Raw genomic sequence first — 16,600 nt, 5'->3', positions numbered from 1 at the left:
CGCCGTCACCTAGTTCTCCCCGCTGATTCCGAATCCGCCAACGTCTCCCGCACCTGCGCGGAGAGCACCGGCGCGGACTCCATTCCCGCCAACCCGTTCCAGCACAGGTTGACGATGTGCGCCGCGACGATCTCCTTCGCCGGCTGCCGTTCATCCAGCCACCACTGCGCGGTGTTGGACACCATGCCGACGAGAGCCTGACCGTAGAGGATCGCCACCTCCGGGTCCAACCCGGTGCGCTCGAAGGAATGGGCGAGAATGTGGGAGACCTGACCGACGGCGGTGTTGAGCAGCGTCGAATAGGACTGGTCCTGACCCGGCACGGAGTCGCGGACGAGGATGCGGAACCCGTCGGTCTCCTCCTCGACGTAGGTGAGCAGGGCGATGACCGCCTGCTCGATCCGCACCCGCGACCGACCATGCGACAGAGCGTCGGTGATGACCTTCTCCAGGGCGAGCATCTCCCGGTCGACGACGACCGCGTACAGCCCCTCCTTGCCACCGAAGTGCTCGTAGACCACCGGCTTGGACACACTCGCCCGCTGTGCGATCTCCTCCACACTGGTGCCCTCGAAACCCCGCTCGGCGAACACGGCCCGCCCGATGGAGATGAGTTGCTCGCGCCGTTCCTTGCCGGTCATCCGCTGTCGAACCATGTCCCCCACCCTATCCGGTGCCGGTGTTCCGGCCCCCGCCGAGTCTCAGGTACGCTGATCATGCGTTTTCGGACGCGGTTCCCCATGGTGTAATCGGCAACACTCTGGTTTTTGGTACCAGCTTTCCAGGTTCGAGTCCTGGTGGGGAAGCAGATCCGGGGGTCAGGTGACGGGGGTGTTGACGGTGTCGGTCGTTTCAGCGGCGTCAGTGTCGTTCTTCTTGGCGATGATGTGACGGACATGCTGGATGGCACTCACCGCCAACGCAATGGCGAGGACGCCGTAGATGGTGAGGGTGAAGGGGCTCGACACCAGGATGGAGGGATCCCCTTCCGAGACGGCGAGAGCCCGTCGCAGTTCCGTCTCCGCCAGCGGCCCGAGCACCACGGCAATGAGCACCGGGGCGACCGGGATGTTGTACCGGCGCATCATGAACCCGAGCAACCCGAGGCCCAGGACCAGCCAGAGGTCGAAGGTCGAGGAGCTGATGGCGTAGACGCCCAGCATCGACAGGATGGTGATGCCCGCGTAGAGGTAGTGACGCGGAATGTTGAGCAGCTTCGCCCACATCGGTGCGAATGACCAGTTGAGGATGAGCAGCACCACCAGGCCGATGAACAGGGAGGCGAGCAGCGCCCACACCATGTCGCCGCTGCGCTCGAACAGCAGCGGGCCCGGCTGCATGCCGTACTGCTGGAACGCGGCCAGCATGATCGCCGCGGTGGCGGACGTCGGCAGGCCGAGAGCCAGCAGAGCTCCCATGGCGGTGCCGGCCGTGGCGTTGCCCGCCGCCTCCGGAGCCGCAAGGCCCTTGATGGAGCCGGTCGTCCCGAACTCGGCGTCACCGGACCGCTTGGCCAGGCGCTTCTCCGTGCCGTAGGCGAGGAAGGTGGGGACCTCGGAACCACCGGCAGGGATGAGCCCGAACGGTGCGCCGAAGGCGGTGCCACGGAGCCAGGCCGGCAGGGCGGCGCGGAAATCGCGTCCGGAGAGCCGGGCGAAACCCTTGGGCTGGATCTGGATGGGGCTCTCCTCACGGTGGATGCGGGAGGAGACCCGGAGGACCTCGCCGAGGGCCAGGAGTCCGACGGTGATGACGATGATCGAGATGCCGTCGAACAGTTCCGGGGAGCCGAACGTGTAGCGGGAGGTGCCACTCGGCCCGTCGATGCCGACCAGGACCAGTGCCAGGCCGATCGCCAGTGCCGCCAGACCGCGGAACACGGACTCGGCGACGACCGCCGAGATGGCCAGGAACGCGCCCACCGCCAGAGCGAAGTACTCGGCGGGCCCGAAGAGCGTGGCCAGCCGGACGAGGGTCGGAGCGAAGAAGACGACGAGCGTGGTGGCGATGAGGCCACCGGTGAAGGCTCCGAGTGCGGCGGTGGCCAGCGCCTTGGCCGCCTGACCGTTCCTGGCCATCCGGTGCCCCTCGAAGGTCGAGGCGATCGCGGAGGAGTTGCCCGGGGTGTTGAGGAGGATACCGGCGGTGGAGTCACCGAAGAGGCCACCGAAGTACACGCCGGCGAACATGATGAACGCGCCGGTGGCGTCGAGCGAGAAGGTGATGGGCAGCAGGAGGGCGACCGCCATGGCCGAGCCCAGTCCCGGCAGCACGCCGACGGCGGTACCCAGCAGCGCGCCGAGGAAGACCCAGAGGAGGTTGGTGGGGGTGATCGCGTTGGCGAACCCGTCGAACAGGAGCGAGAGCTGGTCCATCAGAGCAGTCCTTCCAGGAACCCGGCCGGGAGGGGAGCCCGAGGCCGGCGTTGAATGCGAGTTGGATGACGGAGGCGAACAGCAGGGCCACCCCGATGTCCACGATCGGTCGGCGGGATCCGAGGGCCCAGGCGACGATCCAGAAAAGCACCGTGGCGCTGATGATCCACCCCACCGGGTTGAGCAGGAGGATGAACAGGACGATGCCGCCGACCACCTTGCCCACGGTTGCCCAGTCCGAGTAGGTGGCCTGGTCGCCGGTGTACTTGCTGTACCGGCGGCGGACCCGCTCCTCGTGGACGTCGGAGATGTCCATGAGCAGCTCGGCGGAGAAGTTGCCGCGGCCGGGGTGCGGTTCACCGTCGGGCAGGGTCGGTCGGGTGATTACCGAGATGGTGATGGCGACGGCGGCGACGTAGAGGATGCCCGCGACGACGATCGGGAAGAACTGCGGTCCCGGCCGCGACTGGCCGAGCACCTCCATGGTGAAGGCACCGCTCATCAGCCACGTCGCCACCACCAGGATGAGCAGGACGAAACCGAGTTCGCTGCGGCCGGACAACCAGCCCCACCGGTGTGCCCGTCCCAGCTCGGGGTACTCCTCCCCCGTCGTCGGATGATCCGTCATGGTCTGGTCAGAGTTGTGGTGGGTCACAGTCCGAGCTCCTTCACTACCTGCTTTGCGGTGTCCACTTCCTCATCGAGGAACTCGGTGAACTCATCGCCTGTCTGATACGTGTCGATCCAGCTGTTGCGCTCGACGGCCGCCTGCCAGTCCTCGCTGTCACGTAGCTCCTCGATGATGGCCAGCAGTTCAGCCTCGGCCTCCGGGGAGATGCCCGGCGGGGCGACGAAACCGCGCCAGTTCGACATGGACACGTCCACACCCTGTTCGATGAAGGTGGGGACGTCTGATCCAGCGAGTCGTTCCTCGGAGGAGATGGCCAGTGCCCGGAGATTTCCTGCCTCAATCTGGTCCTTGACCTCGTTGTAACCGGAGATTCCGGCTGCCGTGGTGTGGGAGAGCAGGGAGTTGAGTGCCTCACCGCCGCCTGAGTAGGCGACGTAGTTGACGTCTTTGGGGTCCATGCCCAGTTCCAGGGCGAGCAGACCACCGAGCAGGTGGTCGATGGAACCGAGGGAGCCGCCGCCGATGGAGTTGGCACCCGGGTTGACGGTCCACTCCGCGAGGAAATCATCGAGGGTCTGGAACTGTGAATCGGCCGGCACGACGAGGACGGAGTAGTCGTCGGCCATGCGCGCCAGTGGAGTGACGTCGTCGAACCCGGTCTCTCCGCCGGCCAGCTCGATGGCGCCGACCATGACACCACCGGTGACCATGACGAGGTCCTCTCGTCCAGTCTCCTGGACGAACTGGCTGAGACCGATGGTGCCGCCGGCCCCGGGGATGTTCACCACCTGCGGGTTGTTGACGATGCCGTCCGCGCGCATGACGTGCTGCGCCTCTCGGGCGAAACCGTCCCAGCCGCCGCCGGGGGCGGCCGGGGCGATGAGGGTGAGTTTGCTGCGGGCGGTGCTCACGCCTCCGCTGGACGCCGCATTCGCGAAAGCCAGTGCCGCGACGACGGCTACCACCGCGGCGAACACGCCCAACTTCCATGGCTTTGCCATGTCGAACCTCCTGGGTCTCTGTAGCGGAAGATCCGCATTGGATTCTTCCATGTATACAGTCGTACACTATGACCCACGTCATAGCAAGAGCGAATTTCCTTCCCCTACACACGAAATACAGGCATACCCACCCCAAAACCAGGCGGATGTGGCCAATCTCGCCGAACCACTAGACAAGTCTTTGTATACAGTCGTATACTTTGGGGCACATCGCAATCCGCCCCTCGAGAAGGAGAACCACGTGTCCACCGAACACTCCCCCCAGAACAACGACGCCGACGTCATCGTCGTCGGCGGCGGCAACGCCGGATTCACGGCGGTCCACGCCGCCGCCACCCGAGGACGCAAGGTCATCCTCCTCGAGCGCGGCACGGAGGACATGGCCGGTGGCAACAGCTTCTACACCGCCGGGGCCACGCGCATCGTCCACGACGGCCTCGAGGATCTGCAGTCACTGGTGGAGGACGACCCGCGCCACGCCACCACCGTCGTCCCGCCCTACTCCGCCGAGGAGTACCGCGCAGACCTGGAGAAGGTGACGGAGGGACGCAATGATCCGGAGCTCACTGACGTTCTCATCGAGGAGATCACCCCGACTCTGCTGTGGCTGAAGTCCCTCGGCCTGAAGTACCGCCTCATGTACGAGCGCCAGGCCTACGAGCGTGCGGATGGCAGCTACCTGTTCTGGGGTGGACTGCATGTCGGCAACGTCGGTGGCGGTGAAGGCATGATCGAGGACCACACCCGGGTGGCCCGCGAGCACGGGGTGGACATCCGCTACGGCCACCGTGCCACTTCCCTCATCACGGACGACGCCGGCAAGGTCATCGGTGTCCGCGCCACCACGGACGACGGTGATGAGGTCGAGCTGCACGCGGAGTCTGTGGTCATGACCGCGGGTGGATTCGAGTCCAACGCCGAGTGGCGCCGCGAGCACCTCGGTGAGGGCTGGGAGAACGCCAAGGTGCGAGGCACCCCGTACAACCAGGGGGACATGATCGCCGCGGCTCAGGCCATCGGCGCGGCCGAGGGCGGTGACTTCGGCACCTGCCACAGTGTGCAATGGGACGCCCTGTGCGCGAATAACGAGTCGAACCGTGAGCTGACCAACCGGCTCACCCGACAGAGCTACTTCCTGGGGCTGCTCATCAACCGCGACGGTGAACGCTTCCTCGACGAAGGTGCGGATTTCCGCAACTACACCTACGCGAAATACGGCAAGGAGATCCTCCAGCAGCCGGGCTCCGTCGCCTACCAGGTCTACGACTCGACGATCCGCCCGATGCTGCGGACCGAGGAGTACGACATGCCGGGAATCTCCGTCCAGGTCGCCGACACCATCGAGGAGCTCGCAGGCAAGCTCGACGTCGACGAGAAGGCCTTCGTCCGCACCATCGAGGACTTCAACGCCTCGGTCAACAGCGACGTCGACTTCGACCCGACCGTCAAGGACGGCAAGAACGCGGACATCACACCGCCGAAGAGCAACTGGGCGGTGCCGGTGAAGCAGGGCCCGTTCTACGCCTACCCGGTGACCTGTGGCATCACCTTCACCTTCGGCGGGGTGAAGACCGACACCCATGGCCGCGTGCTCAATGAGCGGGGTGAGCACATCGAGGGGCTCTACGCCGCCGGCGAGATGCTCGGCGGGCTGTTCAGCACCAACTATCCGGGCGGCACGGGTCTGGCAGCCGGCTGCGTCTTCGGCCGCAGGGCAGGATCACTGGCCTGACCTGTAGAATTCGGGCATCCGGTCCACATCCGGTGCCGGGCACCGGAATGAAAGTGAGAATGAGCATGAGCGCGCCCCGAGAACGAAAGATCGATACCGACCAGATCTTCACGGTGCTGCGCGACGAGATCCTCACCGGGCAACACCCGGCCGGCACCCAGTTCAAGGAGATCCCGCTGGCGCAGCGGTTCGGGGTGTCCCGCACCCCGATCCGCTCGGTGCTCACCCGACTCCAGCAGGAACAGCTGCTGGTCCGTCGGGACCGGGGGCTGGAGATTCCCCGGACCGATCCGGAGCGGGTGATCCAGGTGTATGACCTGCGGGTCACGCTCGAGGCCACCGCCGCGGCGGAGGCGGCCCGGTCCCACCAGCTCTCCGAACTCCTTCGGCTTGAGGGGCTGCTGGCCCGGGACCGCGCCCTGAAGGATCCGACGGACCACCAGATGCTGAGCACCAACCTGGAGTTCCACGAGGCGATCTGGACGGCCACACACAACCCCGTCCTCATCGACCTGCTCGAGAGGCTGGAGAGCCATCTCATCCACTCCCCTCGCCCGACCCTCGCCGTCAACGACCGGTGGGCGGAGTCGTTGGACGAACATGCCGCCCTACTCGCCGCCATTGAGGCACGCGATGCGGACCGCGCGCGGCAGTTGGCCCGGGACCACATGGAGACGGCCAAGCGCATCCGCCTGCGGCTGCTCAAGGAGTCCGCGATCCACTCCATCTAGTGGGAGCGCCCCGACATCGGTTCGAGTGCGGCTTCCTGGCCGGGTTCGACGATGACGAACTGGCCCATCATGCCCTCGTCCTCGTGGAGGAGCATGTGGCAGTGGAACATGTACGGCACGGCCGGGTCGGGGTGCCAGCCGAACTCGACGGCCAGTTCCACGGTGGAGTTCGGGGGCAGGGCGACGGTGTCCTTCCAGCCGGTGGTGAGCACCTCGGTGACGTCGGTGCCGTCGAGGGACAGGACCTTGAAGCGGGCGTTGTGGATGTGGAAGTTGTGGGGCCAGTCGGAGTTCTCGTTGGTGACCACCCACACCTCGGGGTCGCGGTGGTCGATGGTGACGTCGACCCGGTTCATGTCCATGAGCTGGTCGTTGATGCGGAAGGTGTTGAGGGCGAACTCCCGGCGGACCGCGGAGCCGACGTCCGGGGTGGCCTCGGCGTTGGGGTCGAGGGTGGTCGGCACGGCGGAAGGCTCGGGGGCGTTGTCGCCGGGGCCGGTGACGGTCAGGAGGGTGAAGGAGTCGCCGAAGCCGAAGTCGGTGACGTTCTCACCGGCGGGGATGCCGAAGTTGTTGTCCAGGGGGACGGATTCGAGAATGGTCTCCTCCCCCGGTGCCAGGTCGACGAGGATGTCCACGCGTTCGGCGGGGCTGAGGAGGACGGAGTCGACCTCCTGCGGTGCGGGGAGCAGGCCGGAATCGGAGGAGATGACGTGGAAGGGGCGGGCGTCGGCACGCTGGAGGTGGTGGAAGCGCATGCTGGCACCGTTGAGCAGCCGGAGGCGGACGCGGCGGGTGGTGGCGGCGAAGCTGGCGTTGGTGATGCCGTTGACCAGCGGGGTGTCCCCGAGGAGGCCGAGGGTGGGGTCGATCTCCTCGTCGAGGCGGCCGTCGTCGTGAAACGTGGCGTCGGTGATGACCACGGGGATGTCGTCGACGCCGTACTCGGCGGGCAGGTCGAGGCGGTCGGTGACCTCATCGTCGACGAGCAGCATGCCGGCCAGGCCGCGGTAGCAGTGCAGGGCTGTCTTCTCGTGCGGGTGCGGGTGGTACCAGAGGGTGGCGGCGGGCTGGTCGACGGTCCACTCCGGGGACCAGGTGGCGCCGGGTTCGATCGGGGAATGCGGACCACCGTCGGCCCAGGCGGGCAGCTTCATGCCGTGCCAGTGGATGGTGGTCATCTCGTCGAGCTCGTTGGTGATGTCGACGCGGACGTCCTCCCCGCGCCGGACGCGGAGGGTGGGGCCGAGGACGTCACCGTTGAACCCCCAGGTCGGGGTGGTCACCCCGGGGAGGATCTCGGCCTGGCCCGCCCGGGTGGTCAGGGCGAAGACCCGACGGTCACCGTCCATCTCACCCTCGTACAGCGGCGGGATGGGCAGCGGGCGCGGGTCACCGTCGTAGCCGCGGGGTTCAGGCTGGTCGGAGGTGGTGCACGCCGCGATCGCGGGGGCCAGGGCCACGCCACCGAGTATCACCGCCGCCCCGCGGAAGAAGGTACGTCTGGTCATCCGGGCAGGCTGGCTCATACCTCCCAGGCTAGTTCACCGGGATGACGGCGTGGCCGTACTTTTCGCGGATCCAGTCGGCGGTGGCGGTGGAGGTGACGGCGTCGACGAGCGTGGCCACCCGCGGATCGGCCTTCCCCTCGGCGGAGGCGACGAGGATGTTGGCGTAGGGGTTGCCCTCAGGACGTTCGGTGATGAGGGTGTCGGCGTCGAGGTCGAGTCCGGCCTCCATGGCGAAGTTGGAGTTGATCACGGCCGCGGCGATGGACGGGTCGTCGAGGGAGCGGGCGGCGAGCTCGTCCTCGACGGGCACCAGGTCAAGGTTCTTCGGGTTGTCCACCACGGAGGTCAGGGTGATCTGGGACAGGGCCGCCGGGTCGGCCTCGGCGTCGAGGGTGATGAGGCCGTGGTCGGCGAGCAGGAGGAGGCCGCGGGCGAAGTTGGACCCACTCCGGGGCAGAGCCACGGTGGAGCCGTCGGGGATGTCGTCGATCGAGTCGTGGGCGGTGGAGTACAGCGACATCGGTTCGATGTGGACGGGGGCGAGGATCTCCACGTCCTGGCCGGTCTGGTTCTCCCAGTCGAGGAGGTAGGGCTCGTGCTGGAAGTAGTTGACGTCGACGGAGCCGTTGGCCACGGCGGCGTTCGCCTCGGGCCCGCCGGTGACGATCTTGATGTCGAGGGAGATGTCGTCGTGCTGTTCGTCGACCCATTCGAGGATCTCGGCGTGCGGAGTGGAGGAGGCCAGGACGTCGAGGGTGTCGGGGTCGGCGCCGGCGGAGCAGGCGGCCAGCGGGGCGGTGAGGAGGAGGGCGGCGGTGAGCCGGAGGGGCGTCGATACGCGGATCATGCCCACACCTCCGCGAGTTCGGCGTGGTAGCGGGCGGTGGTCTCGGGGTGGGCGCGCAGGCGCGACTTGAGGGTGTTGAGGCCGGAGATGTCGAAGATCTCCTGGTCGTTCATGTCGCGGCCCAGCCCCCGGGCCTGGGCGGCGAGGTCGGCGGGCAGGTCGATGCGCGGGAAGCGGGCGTCGAGGTTGGGGGTGAGGAAGAAGGGGATGGAGAACCGCGAGGTGCCCGGCGCGGACGGCAGGACGCGGTGCGGGGTGGAGACGAGGTAGCCGTCGGTGGCGGCCTCGAGGAGTTCGCCGATGTTGACCACGAACAGGCCCGGGATCGCGTCGACGTCGATCCACTCCCCGTCGTGGATGACCTGCAGTCCGGTGGAGCCCTCCTCGGGCAGCAGGAGGGTGAGCACGCCGGCGTCGTGGTGGGCGCCGACGCCCTGCCCGGCTTCCCCGTTGGCGGGCGCCGGGTAGTGGGCCAGCTTCATCATCGGGTGCGGGTGGTCGAAGATGTCGTCGAAGTAGTCGGGGGCCTGGCCGAGGGATTCGGCCCAGGCGCGCAGCAGGGCGAGGCCGACGTCGGAGAGCCGGTCCTGCCAGTCGTTGATGAGCGGCTTCATCCGCGGCAGGGCACTCGGCCAGGGGTTGGGTCCTTCGAGGATGCGCCAGGGATGCTCGGTGAGCCCCTCGGTGAGGGCGGGACGGTCGGCGCCGTAGTCGATCTGTTCGCGCCAGTCAGTCAGGCCCTGGGTCAGTTCCTCGCCGAGGCGGGAGTACCCTCGGTAGTGCGGATTATCGGTGAAGGCGATCTCCTCCTTCCGCTCCTGCGGGAGGGCGAAGAACTCCTTGGCCACGTCGAACAGCTCGGCCGACAGCTCGTCGGGGATGCCGTGGTCGGCGAGGTAGAAGAAGCCGATCTCGTGGGTGACCTGGCGCAGTCGGGCGATCTCCTCGTCGCGTCCGGGCCCGTGCATGAGCCGGGCCAGGGAGATGATCGGCAGGGAGGCCGCCTGGTGGTGGTCCGGTGTGCTCATGGTGGGTTCCTTCCGGGATATAGACTGCTTGGTCCACCAACTTAGACCGAGCGGTCCATCACGTCCACCATTTTTATTCACGCTACTCAACGGAACTCAAGGAAAGGGCACGCACGCAGCAGTGGAGACCACCCGGAAACACGTCGATCCCCGCGAGGACCACAACGCCCGCCGATTCATCTGGTCCAACGGCCTGCAGGGCATCGGCGACCAGATCGTCGCCGCCAAGACCGTCCTGCCCTGGCTGCTCAGCGCCGCCGGCGCGCCGGGCTTCTTCATCGCCCTGCTCGTGCCCATCCGCGAGTCCGGCTCGATGCTCCCCCAGGCGGCCTTCACCCCGTGGGTGACCACGCAGCGCTCCCGCAAGCGCATCTGGATCATCGGTTCCCTCGGGCAGGCGGTGGCCGCCGCCCTCATCGGCCTGGCCGCCCTGCTTCTCGACGCCGCCCCCCTCGGCATCGCCGTCACCGTCCTGCTCGCGGCCCTCGCCGTCTTCCGTTCCCTGTGCTCCATCGCCTCGAAGGACGTCCAGGGACGGACCATCTCCAAGGGCCGGCGCGGCCGGATCACCGGACGCGCCACCGCCCTCGGCGGCGCCGTCGCCCTGGCCGTGGGCCTGTTCCTCGAGTGGTTGGGCACCCCGGTCCCCACGTGGATCCTGGCCACCCTCATCTTCGTCTCGGCCGCGGCGTGGGCGGTCGCGGCGGTCGTCTTCCACACCATCGACGAACCCGTCTCCGAGGTGGAGCCGCGGGGCATGGACCGGAGCTGGTGGTCGGACACCTGGCAGCTGTTCACCGGTGACAGCGAGTTCCGGCAGTTCGTCATCGTCCGGTCCCTGCTGCTGGTCACGGCGTTGTCGACGGCGTTCATCGTCACCCTGAGCCAGGAGATCGGCCACGACCTCACCGGCCTGGGCGCCTTCCTCATCGCCTCCGGCCTGGCGGCCGTGGTGGGTGGCCGGATCTCCGGGATCTGGTCGGACACCTCCTCGCGCACCGTCATGAGCGTCGGCGCCGGCGTCGGCTCCCTCGTCCTCCTCGGCCTGGTCGCCGCCGCCCACTGGCTGCCCAACCAGGCCACCGCCTGGCTGTTCCCCGTGGGCTTCTTCCTGGTCAACCTCGCCCACACCGCGGTGCGGGTGGCCCGCAAGACCTACATCGTCGACATGGCCGAGGGCGACCAGCGCACCCGCTACGTCGGGGCCGCCAACACCCTCATGGGGGTCATCCTCCTGCTCGTCGGCGCGGTCTCGGGCGTGGTCGCCCAGGCGGGGTCCTCCGCGGCACTGGTCTTCCTGGCGGCCGTCGGACTGGTCGGAATCGTCGCCGCACGCCGCCTGAAGGATGTCTCCGCCACGCCTGCCTGAGGGCGTTATGCTGGACCGGAACGCGAGTCCCACCCCACAAAGGAGCGCCCCACCCGTGCCCACCTCCACCAACTGTGCCGTCGTCGTGCTGGCAGCCGGCGCCGGCACCCGCATGAAGTCCGCGAAGCAGAAGACCCTCCACGAGATCGGCGGGCGCAGCCTCCTGTCGCACGCCCTCCACGCCGCCGCCGGGATCAACCCGGAGCGCATCGTCGCGGTGGTGGGTCACCAGCGTGACCAGGTGGCCCCGGCCGTCGAGGCCGTCGCTGCGGAACTGGACCGTGAGGTGCTCCAGGCCGTGCAGGCCGAGCAGAACGGCACCGGCCACGCCGTCCAGTGCGGCCTGGAGCCGATCCCGGACTTCGACGGCACCGTCATCGTCACCAACGGCGATGTCCCGCTGCTCACCGCCGAGACCATCGGGGCCCTGCTGACCGCCCACGACGACTCCGGCGCGGCCGTCACCGTCCTGAGCATGCGGCAGGATGACCCGACCGGTTACGGCCGCATCGTCCGCAACAACGCCGGGGACGTCACCGCCATCGTCGAGCAGAAGGACGCCGACGAGGCCACGAAGGCCATCACCGAGGTCAACTCCGGCGTGTTCGCCTTCGACGGGGCGATCCTGCGGGACGCCCTGACCAGGCTGGACTCCGACAACGCGCAGGGCGAGCTCTACCTCACCGACGTCCTCGGCATCGCCCGCGAGGCCGGCCACGCTGTCCGCGCCCATGTCGCCGACGACCCGCGCGAACTCGCCGGGGTCAACGACCGGGTGCAGCTGGCCGAGGCCGCCCGCGAGCTCAACCGTCGCACCGTCGAGGCCGCGATGCGGGGTGGCGCCACGGTCATCGACCCTGCGACCACCTTCATCGGCGTCAACGTCACCGTCGGGCAGGACGTGGTCATCCACCCGGGTACTCAGCTGTGGGGGGCGACCTCCATCGGCGACAACGCCGTCATCGGCCCGGACACCACCCTCACCGACATGACCGTCGGGCGCGGGGCCTCGGTCATCCGCACCCACGGTGAGCGTTCCGCCGTCGGCGAGGACGCCACCGTCGGCCCGTTCACCTACATCCGGCCCGGCACCGTCCTCGGCGAGAAGGGCAAGCTCGGCGGCTTCGTCGAGGCGAAGAACGCCCGGATCGGCCGGGGTTCCAAGGTGCCGCACCTGACCTACATCGGCGACGCCACCGTCGGTGAGGAGACCAACATCGGCGCCTCCTCCGTCTTCGTCAACTACGACGGGGTGAACAAGCACCACACCACCATCGGTTCCCACGTGCGGACCGGCTCGGACACCATGTTCATCGCTCCGGTGACCGTGGGTGATGGCGCGTACTCGGGGGCGGGTACTGTCATTCGTGAGGACGTTCCCCCGGGAGCGCTCGTCGTGTCCGGCGGGCCGCAGCGCACCATCGAGGGCTGGGTCGAGAAGAAGCGGCCGGGCACTCCGGCGGCGGAGGCCGCCCGGGCCGCCCGGGAGAACACAGCTTCCCATGACGACACCGACCAGGAAGGTTAAGCGGCGACCATGACTGCCCACTGGACCGAGAGCCACAAAAACATGATGCTGTTCTCCGGGCGTGCGCACCCGGAGCTCGGCGAAGCGGTGGCCCAGGAGCTCGGCTACGAGCTCACCCCCACCACCGCCCGGGACTTCGCCAACGGCGAGATCTTCATCCGCTTCGAGGAGTCGGTGCGTGGCGCGGACTGCTTCGTCATCCAGTCCCACACCCAGCCGCTGAACAAGTGGCTGATGGAACAGCTGATCATGATCGACGCGCTCAAGCGTGGCTCCGCCAAGCGCATCACCGCGATCCTGCCGTTCTACCCCTACGCCCGCCAGGACAAGAAGCACCGCGGCCGCGAGCCGATCTCCGCCCGCCTCGTCGCCGACCTGCTGCTCGCCGCCGGCGCGGACCGCATCGTCTCCGTCGACCTGCACACCGACCAGATCCAGGGCTTCTTCGACGGCCCGGTCGACCACATGCACGCCATGCCGATCCTCACGGACTACATCACCCAGAAGTACTCCCTGGACAACCTGTGTGTCGTCTCCCCCGACGCCGGCCGCGTCAAGGTCGCCGAGAAGTGGGCCAACACCCTCGGTGACGCGCCGATGGCCTTCGTGCACAAGACCCGCAGCGTGGACGTGGCCAACAAGGTCGTGTCCAACCGTGTCGTCGGTGACGTCGAGGGCAAGGACTGCATCCTCCTCGACGACATGATCGACACCGGCGGCACCATCGCCGGTGCCGTCCGCGTGCTCAAGGAGGCCGGTGCGAAGTCGGTCCTCATCGCCTGCACCCACGGCGTGTTCTCCGACCCGGCCCGGGAGCGTCTCTCCGAGTGCGGCGCTGAGGAGGTCATCACCACCGACACCCTCCCGCAGTCCACCGAGGGTTGGAAGAACCTCACCGTCCTGTCCATCGCCCCGCTGCTGGCCCGCACCATCAAGGAGATCTTCGAGAACGGCTCCGTGACCACCCTCTTCGAGGGCGAGGCTTAAGCCCCCTCCCCCGCGTATCGACGCCCCGTCTCCCCCACCGCCGCGCCTGCGTGCGGCGGGCGGGAGGCGGGGCGTCGTCACGCACGGGGTGACGCGTCTCCTGCGGTAGAATGGCGGAAACGACCTGAAGGGATGGTGCATGGGAATAACAGTCACCCGCCCCACCACACGGACCGAACGACAGCGACGAGTCTCCCTGGCCCTGCACAACGGGGCCATGGAGGGCGTGGACGTGACGCCTGCGACCCGGGCTGACGCCGAGGAGTACATCGCCGGCGCCATCACCTCGGACGAGCTGGTCACCCGCGCGCGGGCCCGCCATGGCCTCCGCTGACAGCCACGACCCCTACATCGACCCGACCACCGGGGTGCTGAAGAACCTGGTGGGCGCGTCCACCAAGATCGCCCTCAACCACGCTGAGGGCGATCTGTCATTCGTCCGGATGCTCCAGCTGCTGGACAACCCGCCCGAGCGCACCAACGACCTCGACGAGCTGCGCACCATCCACCGCCACCTCTTCCAGGACGTCTACGACTGGGCAGGCGAACTGCGCACCGTCGACCTGCGCAAGAGTGCCGGCCGCCGCGAACCCTTCCTGCCGGTGCCGATGATCCGGCACGCCGCGGCCGTCGCCGCCGGCGAGCTGCAGGAGGAGAACGGCCTACGTGGCCTCGACCGGGACCGCTTCATCGCCCGCCTGGCCTACCACTACGACCAGGTCAACTACATCCACCCGTTCCGGGAGGGCAACGGCCGGGTCCAGCGGCTGTTCTGGAGCCGGGTCGCCCGTGACGCCGGGTGGCAGCTCGACTGGCGGCGCGTCCACGGCTCCGTCAACGACACCGCCTGCCAGGTCGCCTGCGAGGACCAGGACCGCAGCCTGCTCATCGCGATGTTCGAGGAGGTGGTCATCGGCCCCGTGGTCGACGACCGGGATCCGGACCGCCTGGCGTTCCGGCTGCACCCCGACGAGTCCTAGCTGGAGGCCCTCGGGGCGCGGACGAGTTGCTGCGCCACCGCCGCCAGCACGAGGGCGGCCGCCGACACCCAGAACGCCGCCCCGCCGATACCCAGGTAGATCGGCAGGAACAGCACCGGTGCCGCCGCCGAGCCGCCGAAGCGGAACGCCTGCACCGTGGAGATGAGCGAGGACCCGCCCGGCGCGTTGATCACCGCGAGGTTGACCGTGGCCTGCATCCCCTGCGCCGCCATGACCGCCGCCGCCCACGCCAGCGCCGCCACCCACGCCCACGGGGCGACCGGCAGGATCGACAGCGCCACCGCCGCGAGCAGGCCGCTGCTCACCAGCACCGCCTTCACCCCGTAGCGGTCCGCCATCGCCCCGATCCTCCGGGAGGCGAAGAACGCCGCCGTGCCACCGCACATGACCACCAGGCCACGCCCCACCGGGCCGAGCCCGAACGCGTCGCCAACCTGCAGCGACGTGAGAAACCCCAGGCCGATGATGCCCACGCCGACGACAAAGCTGGTGACCATGTGCACCAGCGTGGGCACCCAACGCACCCGGCCGACCACCTTCTGCGGCGAGGCCGCCGGCGGCGGGACGACCGGCAGCCGCACGATGAGCACATAGGCCGCGGCCGCCGCCGTGACCAGGAACGCCAGCCGCCACGTGACCAGGCTGGACAGACCCGACACCAACGGCGCCGACAACATGCCCAGCGACTGCATCGCCGCGTACGTCCCCAGTGCCGACCCCAGTTTCTCCGGCGGGGACAGCTCCCGGAGCATGTTCTGCAGCACCGGAGTGGTGAACGCGTTGGCGATGCCGATCGTCGCGTACGCCGCCAGGAACAGCCCCCACGACGGGGTGATGAGCAGCAGCAACGCCATCGGCAGCGTCACCGCATACGCCGTGAGCACCACCCGGTGCGGATGGATCCGCCGGACCAGCCGCGCGGAGACCAGCAGCATCGCGGCGAACGGGAACAGGTACGCCGACATCGTCCACGCCGCCTGGCCGACACTGATCCCGAACGTCTCCGCGAACTCCGGCAGCACCACCGCCAACGCCTGACCCGTGAACGGCCCGACGAATCCGCCGACGTAGATCGCCGCCATCTGCAGTCTCCTCATGACACCTAAACTTAGGCCGTGCCCGCCACCGTCACGCTTATCGACGCCGCCCTCCTCCCCCTCGCCGACCCCACCCGCGCCGTCGGCATGGCGTCCTACCTGCGCGACCAGTACCCCTTCCTGGGCATCCCCACGCCCGCCCGGCGGGCGGCCGTCCAGGCCCTGCTGCCCCGCACCGTCGACTGGGATCTTGTCGACGCCTGCTGGGCCCGCCCCGAACGCGAATACCAGTACGTCGCCTGCGACCACCTTAAAAAGGTAACGCTGACGGGTGAGGATCTGCCCCGGCTCCGGACGCTGGTGACGACGAAGCCGTGGTGGGACACCGTCGACGCCCTGGCAAAACCCATCGGCGCCGTGGCCTCACCGGCCGACATGGGGGCCTGGGCGGTCGACGAGAATCTGTGGGTACGACGCGTGGCCATCCTCCACCAGCTCGGCCGCCGGGTAGAGACAGACACGGACCTGCTCGGCGACATCCTGGCCGCAAACCTGGGCTCCGGCGAGTTCTTCATCGACAAGGCCATCGGTTGGGCGCTACGCGACTACTCCAAGACGGACCCCACATGGGTCCGGGGATTCCTGGCCTCGCATGAGGTGTCAGCCCTGAGCCGGCGGGAGGGGTCGAAGTACCTCTGAGCTGAGCATTCTGCCGGCAGGGAATGCTCCCCGGTCAGGGCGGGAACCGCATGTTCCACTCTTCGGAACAACTCTCGGCCTCCTGTGACCCAGGACATAGAGTCCACGTCAGTCGCGCTGATC

General features: G+C 68.2%; 15 protein-coding genes and 1 pseudogene. 8 read left to right on the top strand and 8 right to left on the bottom strand.

The features are described from left to right. Positions 1–5: 5 nt before the first annotated feature. From QP029_RS08370 to QP029_RS08355, 4 genes and pseudogenes are all read right to left on the bottom strand, one after another. Positions 6–656, bottom strand: a complete 651-nt coding sequence (locus QP029_RS08370) for a TetR/AcrR family transcriptional regulator (RefSeq protein WP_284873886.1) — start codon at positions 654–656, stop codon at positions 6–8. Between the two features lie 162 nt (positions 657–818). Continuing rightward, positions 819–2,375: a tripartite tricarboxylate transporter permease gene (locus QP029_RS08365; RefSeq protein WP_284873885.1), complete on the bottom strand. Its 1,557-nt coding sequence runs from the start codon at positions 2,373–2,375 to the stop codon at positions 819–821. 91 nt (positions 2,376–2,466) lie between these two features. Then, positions 2,467–2,859, bottom strand: a pseudogene (locus QP029_RS08360) (tripartite tricarboxylate transporter TctB family protein); the annotation flags it as partial. A 167-nt stretch (positions 2,860–3,026) separates the two neighbouring features. Beyond that, positions 3,027–4,007 (bottom strand): Bug family tripartite tricarboxylate transporter substrate binding protein, encoded by a 981-nt coding sequence (locus QP029_RS08355; protein ID WP_284873884.1) that lies wholly within the window; start codon positions 4,005–4,007, stop codon positions 3,027–3,029. A 241-nt stretch (positions 4,008–4,248) separates the two neighbouring features. On the opposite strand from QP029_RS08355, the gene tcuA reads away from it, so the two are divergent. Together tcuA and QP029_RS08345 are read left to right on the top strand one after the other, a co-directional pair. Then, entirely contained in the window at positions 4,249–5,739 is a 1,491-nt protein-coding gene (gene tcuA / locus QP029_RS08350; RefSeq protein ID WP_284873883.1) for an FAD-dependent tricarballylate dehydrogenase TcuA, read from the top strand. Positions 5,740–5,804: 65 nt separating this feature from the next. Next, positions 5,805–6,470: a GntR family transcriptional regulator gene (locus tag QP029_RS08345; protein WP_284873882.1), complete on the top strand. Its 666-nt coding sequence runs from the start codon at positions 5,805–5,807 to the stop codon at positions 6,468–6,470. On the opposite strand, the gene QP029_RS08340 is transcribed toward QP029_RS08345, so the two are convergent. The 3 genes from QP029_RS08340 to QP029_RS08330 are packed head-to-tail and all read right to left on the bottom strand — an operon-like array spanning position 6,467 to position 9,856. Further along, positions 6,467–7,981 carry a multicopper oxidase family protein gene (locus tag QP029_RS08340; RefSeq protein WP_432418665.1) on the bottom strand — a complete coding sequence of 505 codons (1,515 nt, stop codon included), beginning with the start codon at positions 7,979–7,981 and terminating at the stop codon, positions 6,467–6,469. The two genes, QP029_RS08345 and QP029_RS08340, sit on opposite strands and share 4 nt — an antisense overlap. A gap of 28 nt (positions 7,982–8,009) precedes the next feature. Beyond that, a complete protein-coding gene (locus QP029_RS08335) occupies positions 8,010–8,828 on the bottom strand; it encodes a MetQ/NlpA family ABC transporter substrate-binding protein (RefSeq protein WP_284873880.1) in 819 nt (272 codons plus the stop codon). Further along, entirely contained in the window at positions 8,825–9,856 is a 1,032-nt protein-coding gene (locus tag QP029_RS08330) for an isopenicillin N synthase family dioxygenase (protein ID WP_284873879.1), read from the bottom strand. Before QP029_RS08330 ends, QP029_RS08335 begins: the two co-directional genes overlap by 4 nt. Before the next feature lie 121 nt (positions 9,857–9,977). Between QP029_RS08330 and QP029_RS08325 the strand changes: the two genes are divergently transcribed. From QP029_RS08325 to QP029_RS08305, 5 genes are all read left to right on the top strand, one after another. Next, a complete protein-coding gene (locus QP029_RS08325) occupies positions 9,978–11,225 on the top strand; it encodes an MFS transporter (protein ID WP_284873878.1) in 1,248 nt (415 codons plus the stop codon). Positions 11,226–11,280: 55 nt separating this feature from the next. Continuing rightward, positions 11,281–12,753, top strand: coding sequence for a bifunctional UDP-N-acetylglucosamine diphosphorylase/glucosamine-1-phosphate N-acetyltransferase GlmU (gene glmU, locus QP029_RS08320; protein WP_284873877.1), 1,473 nt, complete (start codon positions 11,281–11,283; stop codon positions 12,751–12,753). 9 nt (positions 12,754–12,762) lie between these two features. Beyond that, positions 12,763–13,740: a ribose-phosphate diphosphokinase gene (locus tag QP029_RS08315; protein WP_284873876.1), complete on the top strand. Its 978-nt coding sequence runs from the start codon at positions 12,763–12,765 to the stop codon at positions 13,738–13,740. A gap of 139 nt (positions 13,741–13,879) precedes the next feature. Beyond that, entirely contained in the window at positions 13,880–14,074 is a 195-nt protein-coding gene (locus tag QP029_RS08310) for an antitoxin VbhA family protein (protein WP_284873875.1), read from the top strand. Further along, positions 14,061–14,720: a Fic/DOC family protein gene (locus QP029_RS08305; RefSeq protein ID WP_284873874.1), complete on the top strand. Its 660-nt coding sequence runs from the start codon at positions 14,061–14,063 to the stop codon at positions 14,718–14,720. Before QP029_RS08310 ends, QP029_RS08305 begins: the two co-directional genes overlap by 14 nt. Here the strand turns inward: QP029_RS08305 and QP029_RS08300 are convergent. Then, positions 14,717–15,838, bottom strand: a complete 1,122-nt coding sequence (locus QP029_RS08300; protein ID WP_284873873.1) for an MFS transporter — start codon at positions 15,836–15,838, stop codon at positions 14,717–14,719. The two genes, QP029_RS08305 and QP029_RS08300, sit on opposite strands and share 4 nt — an antisense overlap. Before the next feature lie 18 nt (positions 15,839–15,856). Between QP029_RS08300 and QP029_RS08295 the strand changes: the two genes are divergently transcribed. Beyond that, on the top strand, positions 15,857–16,477 hold the full coding sequence (locus QP029_RS08295; protein WP_432418664.1) for a DNA alkylation repair protein: 621 nt from the start codon (positions 15,857–15,859) through the stop codon (positions 16,475–16,477). The last annotated feature ends 123 nt before the right edge of the window (positions 16,478–16,600 follow it).

Origin of the sequence: Corynebacterium suedekumii, from assembly GCF_030252185.1 — a bacterium.
GTDB classification, from domain to species: Bacteria; Actinomycetota; Actinomycetes; order Mycobacteriales; family Mycobacteriaceae; genus Corynebacterium; species Corynebacterium suedekumii.
This window is presented reverse-complemented; position numbering and strand designations above follow the sequence as displayed.

What these genes read in the sequence shown, in the direction of transcription:
- QP029_RS08370 (WP_284873886.1), bottom strand. Translation starts at nt 656, where the DNA reads ATGGTTCGACAGCGGATGACCGGCAAGGAACGGCGCGAGCAACTCATC.
- QP029_RS08365 (WP_284873885.1), bottom strand. Translation starts at nt 2,375, where the DNA reads ATGGACCAGCTCTCGCTCCTGTTCGACGGGTTCGCCAACGCGATCACC.
- QP029_RS08355 (WP_284873884.1), bottom strand. Translation starts at nt 4,007, where the DNA reads ATGGCAAAGCCATGGAAGTTGGGCGTGTTCGCCGCGGTGGTAGCCGTC.
- QP029_RS08345 (WP_284873882.1), top strand. Translation starts at nt 5,805, where the DNA reads ATGAGCGCGCCCCGAGAACGAAAGATCGATACCGACCAGATCTTCACG.
- QP029_RS08340 (WP_432418665.1), bottom strand. Translation starts at nt 7,981, where the DNA reads ATGACCAGACGTACCTTCTTCCGCGGGGCGGCGGTGATACTCGGTGGC.
- QP029_RS08335 (WP_284873880.1), bottom strand. Translation starts at nt 8,828, where the DNA reads ATGATCCGCGTATCGACGCCCCTCCGGCTCACCGCCGCCCTCCTCCTC.
- QP029_RS08330 (WP_284873879.1), bottom strand. Translation starts at nt 9,856, where the DNA reads ATGAGCACACCGGACCACCACCAGGCGGCCTCCCTGCCGATCATCTCC.
- QP029_RS08315 (WP_284873876.1), top strand. Translation starts at nt 12,763, where the DNA reads ATGACTGCCCACTGGACCGAGAGCCACAAAAACATGATGCTGTTCTCC.
- QP029_RS08310 (WP_284873875.1), top strand. Translation starts at nt 13,880, where the DNA reads ATGGGAATAACAGTCACCCGCCCCACCACACGGACCGAACGACAGCGA.
- QP029_RS08305 (WP_284873874.1), top strand. Translation starts at nt 14,061, where the DNA reads ATGGCCTCCGCTGACAGCCACGACCCCTACATCGACCCGACCACCGGG.
- QP029_RS08300 (WP_284873873.1), bottom strand. Translation starts at nt 15,838, where the DNA reads ATGAGGAGACTGCAGATGGCGGCGATCTACGTCGGCGGATTCGTCGGG.